Raw genomic sequence first — 16,345 nt, 5'->3', positions numbered from 1 at the left:
GGTGAGCGACTTCGACGTGTTCCTCGCCGACTGCCCCGCCCGCACGACCCTGGAGGTCGTCGGGCACACCTGGTCGGTGGTGGTCGTCGTCGCCCTCGGCGACGGGCCGCTGCGGTACGGGGAGCTGCTGGACCGGATCGGCGGCATCAGCAACAAGATGCTCACCCAGACCCTGGCCCGGCTGCGGGGCAACGGCCTGCTGACGAGCGTGGACGGGTGGCACGAGTTGACCGACCTCGGCCGGTCGCTGCTCACGCCCGTCCGCGCGCTCGCCGCGTGGGCCGAGGAGCACACCGGCGAGCTGCTCGACGCCCGGCGGGACGCCGACGTGGACACCGACGTGCTCCACGCGGGACGTCAGGTCGAGCCTCGGGACGAACCGCTCGACATCCGGCGGCACGCGGTGGGATAGGCCGCGGGCGACGCGGCAGCACGTGACGACATGGCACGTGGGCGCGCTCGAGCGCTGCCGGTTAGGTCGGCCGCGGGCGGGCGGCGCGCGAAGCGGATCGATGGGCACGACGCGATCCGCGGCCACGTGCTGGACGGCGGGCGGCAGGATCGGCGGGGGCACGGTCGGCCGGGGTCGGCGGGTAGGGCGGCGGACGGCCCGACCGCCCGACGTCCCGGGCGGCGATCCGCGGGCAACCGCTCTGGTGCAACCGTCCCGGGGCGGAGGTGCTGAGGGTAGGTCCTGGCGCGGGGGTAGGTCCTGGCGCGGAGATCCTCGGGCGAGATCCCGGAGCGAGGTCGGGAGCCGAGATCCGGGGTCGGGATCTCGGGGTGGCGGTCCTCAGGGGATGTTCGCGGGGTGACTGTCCGGGGGCCTCCGGTGGGGTTCAGGGGCCACGGGTTGGTTGCCGGCCTCGTTGTTTCAACCGACGTTCGAGTTCAATGATAACGCCGTATTCTTTGAAAGCCGCCGGCAGGATCACCCGTTCGTGGACGCGCCCGGCGAGAAACCGCTGGTCAGGGCGTCGCCGGAGGAACCGATCGGTTCCTGGACCTGCGCGATCATGGCCGACATGACCCGCATCTCCGTCGTCACCGGCGCCAACCAGGGCCTGGGTTTCGCCCTCGCCGAAGGCCTCGCGCACCGCGCCGCACCGTCCGACGTCGTCTACCTCACCGGCCGCGACGCCGGTCGGGTCGCCGACGCCGCGGCCCGCATCGACCACGACGCCATCCGCACCCACGTGCTCGACGTCAGCGACGCGCACTCCGTCGCCTCCTTCGCCGACGACCTGCGCGAACGGCACGGCGGGGTGGACGTGGTGCTCTCCAACGCCGCCGCACGGCTCACCCCGGGCGCGCCGTGGAGCGACCAGGTCGGCCCCTTCGTCGCCACCAACAACCTCGGCACCACCCACGTGCTGCGCGCGTTCACCCCACTGCTGCGCCCCGGCGGCGCGCTGCTGGTCGTGGCCAGCTCCTTCGGCACCGTGCGCCAACTGCCCCACCACCTGCACGAGCGCTTCGCCGCACGATCGCTGGACGACGTCGACGCCACGATGCTCGCCTGGCGCGACGCCGTGCTCGACGGCACCGCGACCGACCAGGGCTGGCCGGACTGGATCAACATCCCCTCCAAGGTCGGCCAGGTCGCCGCCGTGCGCGCGGTCGCCGCCGAACGCCGTGACGCCGACGCCGCCACCGGCACGCTGATCGCCGCCGTCTGCCCCGGCCTGGTCGACACCGACGCCTCCCGCCCGTGGTTCTCCGACATGAGCGGCGCGGCCAGTCCGGCCGAGGCGGCGAAGCCGGTGCTCGACCTGGCGCTCGGGGCGCGCCGCCCGGAGCACTACGGCGAGCTGGTCCAGTTCGGCCGGGTGTTGCGCTGGTCGTGAGGCACGGCCGCGAGCAGGGTGCGCGTGTAGTCGTGCCGCGGTGACAGCAGCACCTGCTCCACCGTGCCCTGCTCCACCAGCTCCCCCTGGTACATCACCGCGACCCGGTCGGCGATCGTCCACGCCAGACCGAGGTCGTGGGTGATCACCAGCGCCGCCAGGCCCAGCTCACGGCGCAGCCGCAGCAGCAGCGCCAGGATCTCCCCTCGCACGGAGGCGTCCAGCGACGCGACCGGCTCGTCGGCGACCAGCAGCCGCGGACCCAGTGCCAACGCGCCCGCGATCACCACGCGTTGGCGCTGGCCGCCGGACAGCTCGTGCGGCAACGACGGGAAGAACAGCTCCGGCGGACGCAGCTCTGCCTGCGACAACGCCTCGGCGACCCGCGCGGACTCGTCGCCGGGCACCCGGTGGATCCGCAGACCCTCCGCGACCGCCTCGTACACCGAGTGCCGCGGGTTGAGCGCGCTCGTCGGGTCCTGCAGCACCAGTTGCACCTGCCGCCGGTACGCGCGCAGGCCCGCCGCCGACCGGGGGAGTTCGACGTCCTCGAACAGCACCCGGCCCGCGGTCGGCTTCTGCAGTCCCAGCACCGTGCGGGCCAACGTGGTCTTGCCCGAGCCGGACTGGCCGACCAGCGCGACGATCTCCCCGGCCCGCACCTCCAGGTCCACCCCGGCGACGGCCTCCGTCGCGCCGAACGACACCCGCACGCCCTCCGCCCGCAGCAGCACCGGCCCGCCCGGCGCGACCTCGGACGGCGTCACGTGCCGCGACGCCGGATCGCCCACGGTCGGGAACGCCGCCGCCAACGCCTGCGTGTGCGGGTGGGTCGGCGACGCGATCACCTCCCGCGCCGGCCCTTCCTCCACCACCTGCCCGTGCCGCATCACGGCCAGCCGGTCGCACGTGGAGGCCAGCACGGACAGGTCGTGGCTGATCATCACCAGCCCGATCCCGCGCTCGGCCACCAGCCGCTTGAGCACGTCGAGCACCTGCGCCTGCACCACCACGTCCAGCGCCGTGGTCGGCTCGTCCGCGATCACCAGGCGCGGCTCGCACGCCAACGCCATCGCGATCATCACCCGCTGCTTCTGCCCACCCGACAGCTCGTGCGGATAGGCCCGCGCCGCCCGCGCCGGCAGCTCCACCTGGTCCAGCAGCGCCGACACCGACCCGGTCACGCCGTGCAGCCGCATCGGCTCGGCGATCTGCTCGCCGACCCGGTGCACCGGGTTCAACGCGTGCATCGCGCCCTGGAACACCACCGACGCCGCCGCCCACCGCACCGCCCGCAGCCGGCCCCACGACATGCCCTGCACGTCCTCGCCGTCGAGCAGCACCTGGCCCTCGACGCGGGCGTTGCGCGGCAGCAACCGCAGCACCGACATCGCCACGGTCGACTTCCCGCACCCCGACTCCCCCGCCAACCCCAGCGTCCGCCCCGCCTCCAACGCCAGCGACACCGACCGCACCGCGGTCGCCTCGCCACGCGCGGTCCGGTAGTGCACGCTCAGGTCGCGCAACTCCAGCAGGCTGCTCACCGCTCCCCCTTCAGCCGCGGGTTGAGCACCGTCTCCAGGGCCCGCCCGCACAGCGTGAACGCCAGCACCACGCACACCACGCCCAGCCCCGGCGGCACCAGGAACCACCACGCCCGCTGCGACACGGCGCCGTGCATGTTCGCCGCGTGCAGCAGCGACCCCCACGACACCCGCGTCGGGTCGCCCAACCCCAGGAACGACAGGGTCGACTCCGCCACGATCGCGCTCGCCACCGTCAACGTCGTGTTCACGAACACCAGCGGCAGCACGGCGGGCAGCACGTGCCGCCCGATCACGTGCCCGTGCCCGCCGCCCAACGCGCGCGACCGCTCGATGAACGGACGCGCCTCCACCGCCAGCGTCTGCGCCCGCACCAGCCGCGCCGTCGCCGGCCACGACGTCACCCCGATCGCCAGCACGATCGTGCCCAGCCCGCGCGGCAGCACGGTCGACAGCGCGATCGCCAGCACCAGCGACGGCAGCACCAGGAAGAAGTCGGTGAACCGCATCAGCACCGCCGACACCCACCCGCCGAAGTGCGCCGCCGCGATCCCGACCACGGTACCGATCAGCACCGACAACACCGTGGCCGCGAGGCCCACGACCAGCGAGATCCGGGTGCCCCACCACGTCAGCAGCAGCACCGACCGCCCGTTGTGGTCCGTGCCGAGCCAGTGCGAAGCCGACGGCGGCTCCCACGGCCGCGCGGTCACCCGCGTCACGTCCAACCCCGACGCGTCGGTCACCACCGGCGCCAGCACCGCCAGCACCGCGATCACCGCCAACCCGATCAGCCCGACCAGGCCGCCGCGCTGGGAGGCGAACTCCCGCCACGTCGCCCGCGCCGCGGCCCGCCGCCGCTGCCACGCGATCGCCGTCACGACGCACGCACCCGCGGGTCCAGGACCCGGTACAGCAGGTCCGCGAACACGTTCATGGTGATCACCGCTCCCGCCAGCACCACGAACGTGCCCTGCAGCAGCGGCAGGTCCGGCCCGGTCAGCGCCTCGTAGGTCAACAGGCCCAGCCCGGGCCAGGAGAACACCGTCTCCACCGTGATCGCGCCCGACACCACCAGCCCCAGGTGCAGGAACACCAGCGTCACGGTGGGCAGCAGCGCGTTGGGCACCGCGTGCCGCCGGCGCACCAGGTCGTCGCGCAACCCCTTCGCCCGCGCCGTGGTCAGGTAGTCGGCGTGCATCTCCTCCAGCAACGACGACCGCATCACCAGCAGGTACTGCGCGTAGACCACGGCGATCATGGTCAGGCACGGCAGCACCATGTGGTGCGCCACGTCCACCGCCTGCGACAGGAAGTCCGGCGGCGTGTCCGGGTAGCGCATGCCGCCGCTGGGGAACAGGTCGCCGGTCGCCAGCGACAGCAGCATGCCCAGCCAGAACGTCGGCATCGCCCACTGCGCCAGCGCCAGCCCGGTGGAGATCCGGTCCGACCGCGACCCGCGCCGCCACGCGCCCCGGATCCCCAGCCACAGCCCGATCACCACGGCCAGCACCGTCGACGTGCCGGTCAGCAGCACGGTCGGCCACAGCCGTTCGCCGATCAGCTCCAGCACCGGCCTGCTGTAGACGTAGGACGTGCCGAAGTCACCGCGCAGCGCCGCGGTCAGGTAGTCGACGAACTGCTCGTCCAACGGCTTGTCCACGCCCAGCCGCGCGCGCAGCTCGGCGAGCTGGTCCCGGTCACCGGCCGGCCGCGGGTCATCGCGACCACCGGGTCGCCGGGGATCACCCGGAACAGCAGGAACCCCAGCGCCACCACGAACAGCAGGCTGACCAGCGCGCCGCCGACCTTGCCCGCCAGGTGCCGGATCACTCGCGGTCCTCCGCGCGCAGCCCGCGCCGCCGGCCGATCAGCCACGCGCCGCCGACCAGCACGATCAGCGCGCCGCCGACCACGCCGAGCACCAGACCGGTGTTCGAGCCCGTGTCCGCGCCCGCCGACGCGACCGGTGTCGCGCCGTAGTAGCCCCACACGCCGTTCTGGGCCATGATCACGCCGCCCGGGTCGGGCTGCACGGGGAACGAGGCGAACTTGTCGCTGCGGTAGGCCTCCAGCGCGTTGTCGTAGCCCAGGACCACGGCCGGCACCTGGTCGTAGAACCGCTGCTGCATCTTCAGCACCAGCTCGCGCCGCTTCGCCGGGTCGAACTCGGCGCGCTGCCGGGCGTAGAGGGCGTCGTACTCCGGGTCGCAGAAGAACGTGTCGGTGGTGCCGCCCTTGCCGTCGGCGTTGGGCCGCTGGCCGCACGTGTGCAGCGACAGGATGAAGTCCGGGTCCGGGTTGGTGCCCCACCCGGAGAACACCAGGTCGAACGTCCCGGCCGTGCTGGACTCGTTGAGCTGGTTGTCCGAGACGATCTGCACGTCGACCACGATGCCCAGGTCGGCCAGCGACCGCTTGACGAACTCGCCGGTCTGCTCGTCGTAGGCGCGGCTCGCGTGCCCCAGCAGCCGCAGCTCCAGCCGCCTGCCCTCCGGCGAGACGCGGATGCCGTCCGCGCCACGCGCGTAGCCCGCCCGGTCCAGGTCGGCGTTGGCCGCCGCCGGGTCGTAGGGGTGCGCCTGTTGCGGCGTGAAGTGGTAGTCGCCGAACACCGGCGGGATCGGGCCCGTGCCGCGCTGCGCGTAACCGCCGTTGACCTTGGCGATGATCCCGTCCAGATCCAGCGACTTGGCGATCGCCCGGCGCACCACGACGTCCTTCAGCGCCGGGTGGCCGTCGCCGATCGGCTCGCCGGTGCGCGTCGCCGCACCCGAGTTGATCACGATCTCGTTGAAGCGACGGCCCTGCGCCTGGTTGCGCGTGATCCCGTCCTTGTCCTTGAGCGAGTCGAACTGCGCCGGACCCATCCGGTTGACCAGGTCGACCTCGCCCTTGCCCAACGCCTGAACCGCGGCGTCCGAGGTCTTGTAGTAGGTGAACGTCAGCTCGTCGTACTTGGGCGCGCCGCGCCAGTAGTCCTTGTTCGCCTTGAACTTGATGAACTCGTTGGCCCGGTACTCGGTCAGGATGAACGGCCCGCTGCCCACCACCGGGGTCTGGTCGTTGCGGTACTCGCCGATGTCGGTGACCTTCGACCACACGTGCTCGGGCACGATCGGCACGTCCAGCGCCAGCATCGTCGCCTGCGGCTGCCTGGTCTTGATCACCAGCGTGCGGTCGTCGGTCGCGGTGACGGACTCGAAGTCGGCGGTGAAGCTGCCGTTGGCCGTGGCGGCGGTCTCGTCGCGCATCATCAGGTCGTAGGTGAACGCCGCGTCCCGCGCGGTGATCGGCTGCCCGTCGGACCACTTCTTGCCCTCGGGCACGTGGAACGTCCACGTCAGCCGGTCCTCCGAGGACTCCCACCGGTCGGCCAGGCCCTCCACCGGGCGCTGGTCCTTCACGTCGTAGGCGGTCAGGTAGTCGTACATCAGCCTGCCGACCTCGGTGCCCGCCTGGAAGACCGACAGGAACGGGTTGAGCGAATCCACCTGCTGGGTGATCGCCACCCTCAACGTCACCGCCTGTTGCGCCTGCGCCGGTGTCGGCGCCAGCACCGCCACCATCGTCATCGCCGCCGTGATCGCACCGAACCGTCGGATACCCACAGTGACCGCCTCCCGCCCGTGAGTGGAAGTCAAGAAGTAACCACTCCGTCGTGGCATGCGTCAAGAACCGACATCGGCTCGGTACGGTGAACGGCATGCGGATCTTGATCTCGGCCGACATGGAAGGGGCGACGGGGGTCACCTGGACCGCCGACGTCGTCCCGCAGACCGAGCAGTGGCAGCGGTTCCGCCGGCTGTTCACCGGCGACGTCAACGCCTGCGTCGCGGGCGTGCACGCGGGCGGCGCGACCGACGTGCTCGTCAACGAGGCCCACTCCTCTCAGCGCAACCTGCTGCTGGAGGACCTCGACACCCGGGCGCGGCTGCTCACCGGGCGGCACAAGCCGCTGTCGATGATGCAGGGCGTCGACTCCGGCGTGGACGGCGTGGTGTTCCTCGGCTACCACGCGGGCGCGGGCCAGGAGGGCGTCCTCGCGCACACCTACCTGGAGAACTCCATCACCGGCGTGTGGCTGGACGGCGTGCCCGCGAGCGAGGGCAGGCTCAACGCCGCGCTGGCCGCCGAGCACGGCGTCCCCGTGCTGCTCGTGACCGGTGACGACAAGGCGTGCGACGACGCCCGTGACTACGCGCCCGACGCCGAACTCGTCGCCGTCAAGGAGTGCGTCAGCCGCTACGCCGCCGTCTGCTCACCCCCGCAGGTGACCTCCGAGCTGATCACCGCGGCCGCCCGCACGGCCATGGGCCGCGCCGGGCGGGGGCCGGGCGCGGTCGCGCCGCACCGGGTCGAAGTGGAGTTCGACGCCACCCACCTGGCCGCCGCCGCGGCGGTGATCCCTACGGTGGAGCAGGTCGGAGCACGCCGGGTCGGGTTCGACGCGGCGTCCATGACCCTGGCGATGCAGGCGTTCAAGGTCGTCACCGCGATCGCCGCGGGGGCGGTGGAGGGAATCTATGGCTGAGGACGTCGTCGACCTGTGCGCCGCGCTGCTGCGCTTCGACACCACCAACCGCGGCGGCGGCGAGTCCGCCGGCGAACGGGAGGCCGCCGAGTTCGTCGCCGCCCACCTGGACGCCGTCGGCGTGCGGGCCACCGTGCTCGAACCCGCGCCACGCCGCGCCAACGTGCTGGCCCGCGTCCCCGGCGCCGAACCCGACCTGCCCGCGCTGCTCGTGCAGGCGCACCTGGACGTGGTGCCCGCCGACCCGGCCGAGTGGAGCGTGCCGCCGTTCGCCGGGATCCAGCGCGACGGCTACCTGTGGGGCCGCGGCGCGGTCGACATGAAGGACATGATCGCCATGGTGCTGGCCGTGCTGGGCGCCTGGTCCCGCGAAGGGCGACGGCCGCGTCGCGACATCGTGCTCGCGTTCGTCGCCGACGAGGAGGACCGCGGCGAGTTCGGCGCGCACTGGCTGGTCGACCACCACGCCGACTTCTTCGCCGGCTGCGCCACGGCGATCGGAGAGTCCGGCGGCTACGCCCACCCCGTCGGGCACCGGCGCGTCTACCCCATCGGGACGGCCGAGCGCGGCACCTCCCACCTGCGGCTCACCGCCACCGGGCGCGCCGGGCACGGCTCACGCCGCAACGACGACAACGCCGTGGCCACGCTCCTCGCCGCGCTCGCCCGCGTCGCCGCCATCCGGCACCCCGTGCGGCTCACACCCACCGTGCGGGCGTTCGTCGAACGGGTCGGCGCCGCGCTCGACGTGCCGGTGGACCTGTCCGACGTCGACGCCACCATCGCCCGGTTCGGCACCGCCGCGAAACTGGTCGAGAACACCGTCCGCAACAGCGTCACGCCCACCGTGCTGCGAGCCGGGTACAAGGTGAACGTCATCCCCGGCAGCGCCACCGCCGAACTGGACGTGCGCACCCTGCCCGGCGCCGTCGACGAGCTGCTGGCCTCGATCGACGTCGCCCTCGGCCCGGACGTGCGGCGCGAGTTCATCGCCGACGAACCGCCCGTGCAGGCGCCGATCGACTCCCCGTGGTTCGACGCGATGGCCGCGGCGCTGCGCGCGGAGGACCCCGAGGCCGTGGTCGTGCCCTACTGCATGGGCGGCGGCACGGACGCCAAGGCGTTCAGCCGGCTGGGCATCGACTGCTACGGCTTCGCCCCGCTGTCGCTGCCGGCCGGCTACGACTACCGCGCCATGCCGCACGGCGTGGACGAGCGCGTGCCCGTGGACGGGCTCCGCTTCGGCGCCCGCGTCCTCGACCGGTTCCTGTCCTCGTAACACCCCTTCACACGATCGGGTGCACAGGCCCGCGTATCCCCACCCTTCCCGTCAGCCTCCCAGCTCGCGGAGTGATGGTGGAGGAGGCCGGAACGTGTGGGCGCGAATCACCAGAGGAGCGGTGGCGGTGGCGGTCGTCGTGGGCGTCACCTCGTGCCAGAGCGGGGTGTTGTACCGGCCGCTGAAGTCCCAGCCTGCGCGGAGGCCCAGTCCACCCTGGACGGGCAGTGGAGCTCGATGACGAGCCCGCGCAACGTGCTGCTCTACCAAGCCGGGGTCCACCTGTGCCGCGGCGAGGGATCGGCCGGCCGCGGGATGTACGACCGCGCCTCCCGGTACGGCTGGGCGACGAACACCGGCGCCGACGGCAGCGGCGAGGTCGACTGCGCGACCTACCGGGCCGTGCGCAGCGTCCTGGAGCAGCAGGCGTCCGAGACCTTCGCGTGCGCCGAGGGCAGGCCGCCGACGTGGCCGACCGACACCGACCGCGACGACCCTCGCACCAACACCACCACCACCGCGATCACACGGACGGGCACCACCACCCTCACGACCACGTCATGACTTCGCCGGCCGACCGGGACGCGCCCGGCAAGGGCTCCGACCAGCCGGACGCGGTGCAACGCGTCGGCGAGGCGCTGGCCAACGTCACCGTCCTCACCGGCCTGCTGGTGTACTTCGGCTGGCGACGCAGCGACGTGCAAGCCCGGGAACTGGGCATCGACAGCTCCGTGCTGGGCATGACCACCACCGACTACGTGCTGCGCAGCGTCGGACCGGTGTTCCTGCTGCTGGCGGTCGTCGTGGGGATCGCCCTGCTCTGCCGGTGGCTGGAACCCCGCGTCCGCGCGGCGGGCGACCGACCGGGCAACCGCGCACGGGCGCTGTCGGCACTGCTGTCGCTGGCCTGGCTGATCCTGCCCGCCCTCACCGTGGCGCTCGGGCTGCTGTTCCCGGTCACCAGCTTCTACGCGTTCCCGCTCGCGGTCGGCGGCGGGATCCTGCTGTCGCTGTACGCGAGCCGCCTGCGCCGCCCCGACGCGCACCCCACGTGGACCAGGGTGCTGGTCTTCGCCGTCGTGTCGCTCTCGCTGTTCTGGTCGGCGGGCAACTACGCCGAGGTCCGGGGCGTCGACCTCGCCCGCGCCTACGCCGCCGACCTGCACGGGCAGACCGCCGTCGTCGTCTACGCCAGGGAACGCCTGCACATCACCGCGCCAGGCGCCTGCGAGGAACCCCTGCCCGTGTCGAACTGGGCCACGGCGAGCAGGCGCGCCCACCGGGCTGCCCGGCCGCTACAGGTCCGGGTCGGTGATCTCCCGCAACCTGGCCAGCGCGTCGAGCAGCGCCACCATCCGCGGCCGGCCCAGGTGCGCGGTCCACTCCCGCTGCACCTCGGCGATCGCGGCCAGGCAGACCGGGATCGCGGCGCGCCCGCGTTCGGCCACCCGGATCAGCCTGGCCCGCGCGTCGGTCGGATCCGGGCCGCGCTCCACGTAACCGGCGCGTTCGAGCTGGTCGACCAGGAAACCGGCGGTCTGCTTGGTGATCCGGGCAGCCTCCGCGAGCTCCGTCAGCCGCGACCCGTCCGGGGCGATCCGGTGGAACACCCGCGCCTGCGCGGGCGTCACGTCGTCGAACCCAGCCTCCGCCAGGGCGGCGAACACCCGGTTCTCGAGCTCGCGGTGCGGTAAGTACAGCAACAAGCCGAGGTCGGGCACGTCACTCCTTGACATCGGTCAGAGAAGTTGATCACCCTATCGTGTCGCGCCCCTCGGCGGTCACGGGAAGTCGGTGCGCGCCTTGCGGACGAGCCGGTTCAGGTCGGAGCCGCCCGAGCACCAGTTCTCGGTGCCGGACAGGAAGACCTGGCCCGTCGCGGAGATGACGGCGACGACCTGCGTCTGGTCTCCCCACGTGCCGAACATCGGCGAGCCCGACTGCCGCGGCATGGCATCGGCGGTGGTGGTCATCGCCCGTCCGGAGCCGAGGTCGAACTCGTCCTCGTCCAGCGCCACCCGCTGCTGGAACGTGGGGATCAGCCCCTGACCGGAGCCCTGCGGGAAGTCGCCCGCGTAGCCCATCGTGTTCCACAGGTGATCGTCGTCCCAGCCGCTGTCGTACTCCCTCGTGCCCAGGAAGCCGAACGCGTCGCCGATGCGCTGCTCGGTCACCAGCACCGCGTAGTCCTCGTCGAGCGTGGTCGCCCCCACGTCACCGATCTGGGTGAACGCCATCGCGAACGTCGCGTGGGTGCGGGCGCGGAAGCCGTTCCCGTGGCGGTGGACCTCGATGGTCTCGGCCTGGTCGGTGGACCACTCGACGACGTGGCTGGCGGTGAGGACGTGACGGGGACCGATGATCACGCCCGAACCCCGGGAACCGAACGCGGTCGTGATGAGGCAGACGCAGCCCCACGGGAAGGCGTGGTCGTTGTAGGTCTTGCGGTCGTCGGGGTGCCAGATGACGAGCGGCTCCAGCTCGGCCCCGCCCCGGTGGCGCACCCGCGGAGGCGGCGGCACCTTGGCCCGTCGCGGCTTGCCCGCCGCCTCGACCCAGTCCGGGCGGTAGGACTCCACCGGGTCCGTGCCGAGCCGGGCCCACGACTCCTGCGCCCGGTCGACGCGGCGGACCTCGCGGGTGTGCCGCGGCGAACCCTCGAACAGTTCGCGGAACTCATCCGGTGGCCGGGCGGTCGCCTGCCGGCGCGGTCGGCGGACCAGGTCCTCCCAGCGTTCCGGGTACTCGGGCGATCCTCGTTGCGGCTCGTTCATCACGGTGCTCCCCTCTCGTGTCATCGCGGATGTAGATGACGTCGTCGCCGTGACGGGAGGCGTGTCGGTGACGAGGGAAAATGACACGAACGAGTGACGCTGTCCTCGACTGAGCGAGCGGCGCGGCCACCGACCGCGACGTTCCGCACACCCCTAGTCGAAGCGGATGTGCTTCACCGAAGTCCACGTCCGCCGCACCCGGCCGCGCAGCCTGCCGTCGGTGTTCGGCGCCAACGTGAGCCCGGCCGACGCCGCGACGCGGTCCGCCACCTGCGCCACCGTGAGGTGATCGGTCCACACGTGCTCGGCGAACTCCGGCTCGCGGAGCCGTTCCAGGCAGCGGTCCAGCACCCGCATCGCGAAGCTCTCCCGCCGCAGCGGCGCGTCCTTGCCGAGCACCACCCGCGCCGCGTGCCCGAACCCGCGTTCCCACAGCCGCCGCACCACCGTCTCCCGCTCGGCCAGCAACGCGAAGTGCCGCACGTCGTGCCCCCGGTCGCGCAGCCCGCCGACGATCTCCCGGAAGTACGCGGGCTCCACCACCGTCATCGGCACCACGATCACCCCGTCGTGCCCGGTCGCCACCCGGTCCAGCACCTCGACCACGCCCCGCCGCCACGACACCAGGTCCTGGAAGTCGCCGCGCAGCGCCCGCGGCGTCATCCGGTGCAGGGCGAACCCGACGTGCTCGGGATCGCTGAGGAAGCTGCCCGGCAGCCGCCGCCGGATCTCGTGCGCGGTCTGGGTCTTGCCGCCGCCGAACGGGCCGTTGATCCACAGGAGCACGAGACCGACCCTACTGACGCCGCGCCAACCGGACGAGCTTGAGCGCCAGGTGCAGCTCCAGCCGGGCGCCGCCGTCGGCCAGGTCGCGGCCGGTCAGCTCGGCGATCCGACCCAGCCGGTAGTACAGGCTGGTGCGGTGCAGGTGCAGGCGTTCCGCCGCGGCACGCACCTCGCAACCGCAGTCCAGGTACACCTCCAACGTCCGCAGCAGCACGTCCGACAACCCCGCCACCACCTCGTCCGGCGACGCGCCCAGCAGCAGCCGGTACGCGCCGAGTTCGGACCACCGCACCCGATCCGGCAACGCGGGGTCCAGCCGCGCCAGCTCCGCCGCCGCCAACGCCTGCTGGTAGGCCGCGGCGGTCCGGTCGGGCGGGTGCGGGTCGCTCACCCCGACGTGCCCCGGCAGGTCCGGCAGCGCCTCGGCGGCCGGCACCGTGCGCACCACCCGCGGCTCCAACGCCACCACCACCCGCACCGGCGTCCGATCACCGACCGGCACCTGCGCCGCCAACGCCGCCAACCGCTCACCCAGGTCCAGCTCCGGCACGTCGCCGAGCACCCACAGGTAGCCGACCAGCACCCCGTTGTGCCGCAACGGGAAACCCACCCGCTGCCCGAACCCCAACGCCGCGTTCCCCGGCACCCGCACCGGCCCGGTCGCGGTCGCCAGGCCGTGCTGCTCCTGCCACGCCGCGACGTCCGCCGGCACCCGCCGGGCCAGGATCGCCCGCACCCGCGCCTGGTCCACGTCGTCGGTCTGGGCGCTGTGCGCGACCACCCGGCCCGCCACGTCGTCCACCGACACCCCGCGTCCCAGCACCCGGGACAGCTCGTCCAGCAGCTCCTGCATTCCGACAACTGTAGGAACAACTCCAGTCCCCGGACGGTCGCCCCACCCGACGCCCACGCCCTAGCGTGATCGACCGTGACGAACAGCAGGATCGCACCCTGGGCCTCCCCGCAGGCGCAACGCAGGCTCGCCGAGGTCGAGGCCGCCGTCTCCGCCGACCTGACCGCCGCCGGCGTCGCGGCCACCGTCCGCAAGGCCCTCGAAGCGCACGCCACCCAGGTCGACGACGACGGGATCGTGCTCTACGCGGGCACCAACGTGCTCAGCCCCACCGCCGCGGCGGCCGTGCGGGCCACCGTGTCCAGCAGGCCGAGCATGGGCTGGCCCGGCGAGAAGTACCAGGTCGGCCTCGACCACCTGGACACCCTCGAAGTCCTCGCGCCGATGCTCGTCGCGTCCCTCATGGAAGGCCGGTTCGCCGAGGTCCGGCTGCAGAGCGCCACCCTGGCCAACCTCGCCGTCTACACTGCGTTCGCCCGCGCCGGCGACAAGATCGCCGTGCTGCCCGAGTTCGCCGGCGGCCACGCCAGCCACCACGCGCAGGGCGTGCCGGCGATCCGCGGCCTCACCGTCGTCGACCTGCCCTACCTGCCCGACGAACTCGACCTCGACTACGGGACGCTGCCCGGGTTCCTCCGGGTGCACCGGCCGCGGATCGTGGTGATCGGCGCGAGCCTGATGCTGTTCCCGCACGACGTCGCCGCGGTCCGGGCGGCGGCCGACGAGGTCGGCGCGATCCTCGTCTACGACGCCTCCCACATGGCCGGGCTCGTCGCGGGCAAGGAGTTCCAGCGGCCACTGCACGAGGGCGCGCACCTGATGACGTTCTCCACCTACAAGTCGTTCGGCGGACCGTCCGGCGGCTGCGTCGTCACCCGCGACCCCGAGCTCGCCGAACGCGTCTCGAACGTCGCCTACCCCGGCATGCTCGCCAACTACGACGCCGGACGCCTCGGCGCCCTCGCCGTCACCGCCGCCGAACTGGCCGAACACGGCCCCGACTACGCGCGCGCGTGCATCGCCAACGCCCAGGCGCTCGGCGCGGCACTGGCCGACAACGGCTTCGACGTGGCCCGCCACGACGGCGTCCACACCCGCTCCCACCACCTCGCGATCGACGCCCTCACCCTCGGCGGCGGCGACGCGGCGGCCGTGCTGCTCGGCGAGGCCGGCGTCTACCTCAGCGGCATCAGCCTGCCGTGGCAGCGCATCGACGAAGGGCTGCGCGGCCTGCGCATCGGCACCCAGGAGATCACCCGCCGCGGCTTCACCCCCGAACACCAGCCCGGCATCGCCGCCCTGATGCGCCGCGCCCTGATCGACCGCGAGGCACCCGACCGGATCCGGGCGGACGCCATCGCGCTGCGCCGTGAGGTCAACGGGTCCCCATGACCGGCCGGCCCGGCTGCCTCGTCATCGTCTGCGGGCTTCCCGGCAGCGGCAAGACCACCCACGCGCGGCGACTGGCCGCGGAACGGCACGGCGTCCGGCTCTCACCCGACGAGTGGACGGCCGCGTTGGGCGTCGACAGCTGGGCGCGTCGGTGGAACTGGTGCACCTCGAGCCGCCGCCCGACGGGCTGTCCGGACGACGCGGAGATGCGCCTCTACGACCGCAGCTATCGAGGACCGTAATCGTCCGCGATAGCGCCTAGCCTGGTGTCGTGATCGAGAAGCTGACGACCCGGGCGTTGAACCGGGCGACCCTGCAGCGGCAGCTGCTGCTGGACCGGGTGGACCGGACCGCGTGCGACGTGGTGGAGCACCTGGTCGGCATGCAGGCGCAGGAGCCGTTCTCGCCCTACTACGGCCTGTGGTCGCGGATCCGGTCGTTCCAGGCCGACGAGCTGGGGTCGTTGCTGCTGGACCGGCGGGTCGTCCGGGCGTCGCTACAGCGTGGCACGATCCACCTGGTCACCGCCGCCGACCACGGCCGGTTCGAACCGCTGCTGCGGCCGTTCCTGCACCGACGGTTCGCGTCCTCGCCGTTCGGGTTCGTTATGGACGGGCTCGACGTCGAGGAGTTCGCCGAGGCCGTCACCCCGCTGCTCGAAGAGCCGCGCACCCGGCGCGAGATCGGCGACCTGCTCGCCCCGCGGTGGCCCGACCGCGACGCCAACGCGCTCGGTTACGCGGGCAGCTTCCTGGTGCCGACCGTGCAGGCGACGCCACGCGCGGTCTGGGGCAGGTCCGGGGCGGCGAAGTGGACGACCGCCGCCCGGTGGCTCGGCCCCGCCGGGCCGGCCGCGCCGATCGAGGAGTTCGTGCGCCGCTACCTCGCCGCGTTCGGCCCGGCCTCGGTCAAGGACGTGCAGACCTGGGCCGGCATGAGCCGCCTCAAGCCCGTGGTCGAGGCGATGGACCTGCGGGTCTTCACCGACGAACGCGGCCGGACGCTCTACGACGTGCCGGACGCGCCCCTGCCCGACCCCGACACGCCCGCGCCGGCGCGGTTCCTGCCCGAGTTCGACAACGTGCTGCTCGGCCACGACGACCGCACCCGCGTCATCTCCGACGAGGACTACCGGCGCGGGATCGTCATCGGCGGCAAGCCGACCCTGCTGGTGGACGGCTTCGTGCACGGCACCTGGAAGCAGGCCGCCGACGGGCTCGACATCGAGGTGTTCCGGCCGCTGACCCGTGCGCAGAAGGCCGACGTGCAGGCCGAAGGCGCCCGGCTGCTGGCGTTCGCGGGCGTGAGCGGCGACGTCCGACTCTAGATTTGGACG

Annotated in this window: 15 protein-coding genes and 1 pseudogene; 8 read left to right on the top strand and 8 right to left on the bottom strand. The window is 72.9% G+C overall.

Annotated features, from left to right (window positions below):
• Position 1: 1 nt before the first annotated feature.
• Together LNK82_RS16760 and LNK82_RS16755 are read left to right on the top strand one after the other, a co-directional pair.
• Positions 2-412, top strand: a complete 411-nt coding sequence (locus LNK82_RS16760; RefSeq protein ID WP_230567919.1) for a winged helix-turn-helix transcriptional regulator — start codon at positions 2-4, stop codon at positions 410-412.
• A gap of 613 nt (positions 413-1,025) precedes the next feature.
• Positions 1,026-1,847: an SDR family NAD(P)-dependent oxidoreductase gene (locus tag LNK82_RS16755; RefSeq protein ID WP_230567918.1), complete on the top strand. Its 822-nt coding sequence runs from the start codon at positions 1,026-1,028 to the stop codon at positions 1,845-1,847.
• Here LNK82_RS16755 and nikE read toward each other — a convergent pair.
• The 4 genes and pseudogenes from nikE to LNK82_RS16735 form a co-directional block, all read right to left on the bottom strand.
• Entirely contained in the window at positions 1,802-3,391 is a 1,590-nt protein-coding gene (nikE, locus tag LNK82_RS16750; protein WP_230567917.1) for a nickel ABC transporter ATP-binding protein NikE, read from the bottom strand. The two genes, LNK82_RS16755 and nikE, sit on opposite strands and share 46 nt — an antisense overlap.
• Positions 3,388-4,272 carry an ABC transporter permease gene (locus LNK82_RS16745; RefSeq protein ID WP_230567916.1) on the bottom strand — a complete coding sequence of 295 codons (885 nt, stop codon included), beginning with the start codon at positions 4,270-4,272 and terminating at the stop codon, positions 3,388-3,390. The genes nikE and LNK82_RS16745 overlap by 4 nt, the downstream gene beginning before the upstream one ends.
• Positions 4,269-5,269 (bottom strand): annotated as a pseudogene (locus LNK82_RS16740) (ABC transporter permease). The gene LNK82_RS16745 and the pseudogene LNK82_RS16740 overlap by 4 nt, the downstream one beginning before the upstream one ends.
• Positions 5,221-6,966, bottom strand: coding sequence for an ABC transporter substrate-binding protein (locus LNK82_RS16735; protein WP_230567915.1), 1,746 nt, complete (start codon positions 6,964-6,966; stop codon positions 5,221-5,223). Before LNK82_RS16735 ends, LNK82_RS16740 begins: the two are co-directional and overlap by 49 nt.
• A gap of 131 nt (positions 6,967-7,097) precedes the next feature.
• Here LNK82_RS16735 and LNK82_RS16730 point away from each other — a divergent pair, with 131 nt between their 5' ends.
• From LNK82_RS16730 to LNK82_RS16720, 3 genes are all read left to right on the top strand, one after another.
• Positions 7,098-7,925, top strand: a complete 828-nt coding sequence (locus LNK82_RS16730) for a M55 family metallopeptidase (protein ID WP_230567914.1) — start codon at positions 7,098-7,100, stop codon at positions 7,923-7,925.
• Positions 7,918-9,204 (top strand): M20/M25/M40 family metallo-hydrolase, encoded by a 1,287-nt coding sequence (locus LNK82_RS16725; protein WP_230567913.1) that lies wholly within the window; start codon positions 7,918-7,920, stop codon positions 9,202-9,204. Before LNK82_RS16730 ends, LNK82_RS16725 begins: the two co-directional genes overlap by 8 nt.
• A 237-nt stretch (positions 9,205-9,441) precedes the next feature.
• Positions 9,442-9,768 (top strand): hypothetical protein, encoded by a 327-nt coding sequence (locus LNK82_RS16720; protein WP_230567912.1) that lies wholly within the window; start codon positions 9,442-9,444, stop codon positions 9,766-9,768.
• Between the two features lie 731 nt (positions 9,769-10,499).
• Here LNK82_RS16720 and LNK82_RS16715 read toward each other — a convergent pair.
• The 4 genes from LNK82_RS16715 to LNK82_RS16700 all read right to left on the bottom strand — a co-directional run bounded on the left by LNK82_RS16715 (position 10,500) and on the right by LNK82_RS16700 (position 13,617).
• Complete coding sequence (locus LNK82_RS16715) at positions 10,500-10,940, bottom strand: MarR family winged helix-turn-helix transcriptional regulator (protein WP_230567911.1); 441 nt, start codon at positions 10,938-10,940, stop codon at positions 10,500-10,502.
• Positions 10,941-10,985: 45 nt separating this feature from the next.
• Positions 10,986-11,978: a trypsin-like serine peptidase gene (locus tag LNK82_RS16710; RefSeq protein ID WP_230567910.1), complete on the bottom strand. Its 993-nt coding sequence runs from the start codon at positions 11,976-11,978 to the stop codon at positions 10,986-10,988.
• Between the two features lie 153 nt (positions 11,979-12,131).
• Positions 12,132-12,764 (bottom strand): AAA family ATPase, encoded by a 633-nt coding sequence (locus LNK82_RS16705; protein ID WP_230567909.1) that lies wholly within the window; start codon positions 12,762-12,764, stop codon positions 12,132-12,134.
• A 10-nt stretch (positions 12,765-12,774) separates the two neighbouring features.
• Positions 12,775-13,617 (bottom strand): helix-turn-helix domain-containing protein, encoded by an 843-nt coding sequence (locus LNK82_RS16700; RefSeq protein ID WP_230567908.1) that lies wholly within the window; start codon positions 13,615-13,617, stop codon positions 12,775-12,777.
• Positions 13,618-13,692: 75 nt separating this feature from the next.
• Here LNK82_RS16700 and glyA point away from each other — a divergent pair, with 75 nt between their 5' ends.
• From glyA to LNK82_RS16685, 3 genes are read left to right on the top strand one after another with little or no spacing between them, the layout of a single operon-like run.
• Positions 13,693-15,009, top strand: coding sequence for a serine hydroxymethyltransferase (gene glyA / locus LNK82_RS16695; RefSeq protein WP_230567907.1), 1,317 nt, complete (start codon positions 13,693-13,695; stop codon positions 15,007-15,009).
• Positions 15,006-15,251, top strand: a complete 246-nt coding sequence (locus LNK82_RS16690; protein WP_230567906.1) for a P-loop nucleotide/nucleoside kinase family protein — start codon at positions 15,006-15,008, stop codon at positions 15,249-15,251. The genes glyA and LNK82_RS16690 overlap by 4 nt, the downstream gene beginning before the upstream one ends.
• A 29-nt stretch (positions 15,252-15,280) precedes the next feature.
• The gene (locus LNK82_RS16685) at positions 15,281-16,336 is read left to right on the top strand and encodes a winged helix DNA-binding domain-containing protein (RefSeq protein WP_230567905.1); all 1,056 of its coding nucleotides are present in this window, start codon (positions 15,281-15,283) and stop codon (positions 16,334-16,336) included.
• Positions 16,337-16,345 lie beyond the last annotated feature (9 nt).

This window comes from Saccharothrix luteola (assembly GCF_020859565.1).
Classification (GTDB): Bacteria; Actinomycetota; Actinomycetes; order Mycobacteriales; family Pseudonocardiaceae; genus Actinosynnema; species Actinosynnema luteola.
The sequence above is the reverse complement of the archived record's forward strand: the minus strand, read 5'-3'. Positions and strand labels throughout refer to the sequence as shown.

What these genes read in the sequence shown, in the direction of transcription:
- LNK82_RS16710 (WP_230567910.1), bottom strand. Translation starts at nt 11,978, where the DNA reads ATGAACGAGCCGCAACGAGGATCGCCCGAGTACCCGGAACGCTGGGAG.
- LNK82_RS16735 (WP_230567915.1), bottom strand. Translation starts at nt 6,966, where the DNA reads ATGACGATGGTGGCGGTGCTGGCGCCGACACCGGCGCAGGCGCAACAG.
- LNK82_RS16700 (WP_230567908.1), bottom strand. Translation starts at nt 13,617, where the DNA reads ATGCAGGAGCTGCTGGACGAGCTGTCCCGGGTGCTGGGACGCGGGGTG.
- LNK82_RS16720 (WP_230567912.1), top strand. Translation starts at nt 9,442, where the DNA reads ATGACGAGCCCGCGCAACGTGCTGCTCTACCAAGCCGGGGTCCACCTG.
- LNK82_RS16730 (WP_230567914.1), top strand. Translation starts at nt 7,098, where the DNA reads ATGCGGATCTTGATCTCGGCCGACATGGAAGGGGCGACGGGGGTCACC.
- LNK82_RS16715 (WP_230567911.1), bottom strand. Translation starts at nt 10,940, where the DNA reads ATGTCAAGGAGTGACGTGCCCGACCTCGGCTTGTTGCTGTACTTACCG.
- LNK82_RS16725 (WP_230567913.1), top strand. Translation starts at nt 7,918, where the DNA reads ATGGCTGAGGACGTCGTCGACCTGTGCGCCGCGCTGCTGCGCTTCGAC.
- LNK82_RS16690 (WP_230567906.1), top strand. Translation starts at nt 15,006, where the DNA reads ATGACCGGCCGGCCCGGCTGCCTCGTCATCGTCTGCGGGCTTCCCGGC.
- LNK82_RS16755 (WP_230567918.1), top strand. Translation starts at nt 1,026, where the DNA reads ATGACCCGCATCTCCGTCGTCACCGGCGCCAACCAGGGCCTGGGTTTC.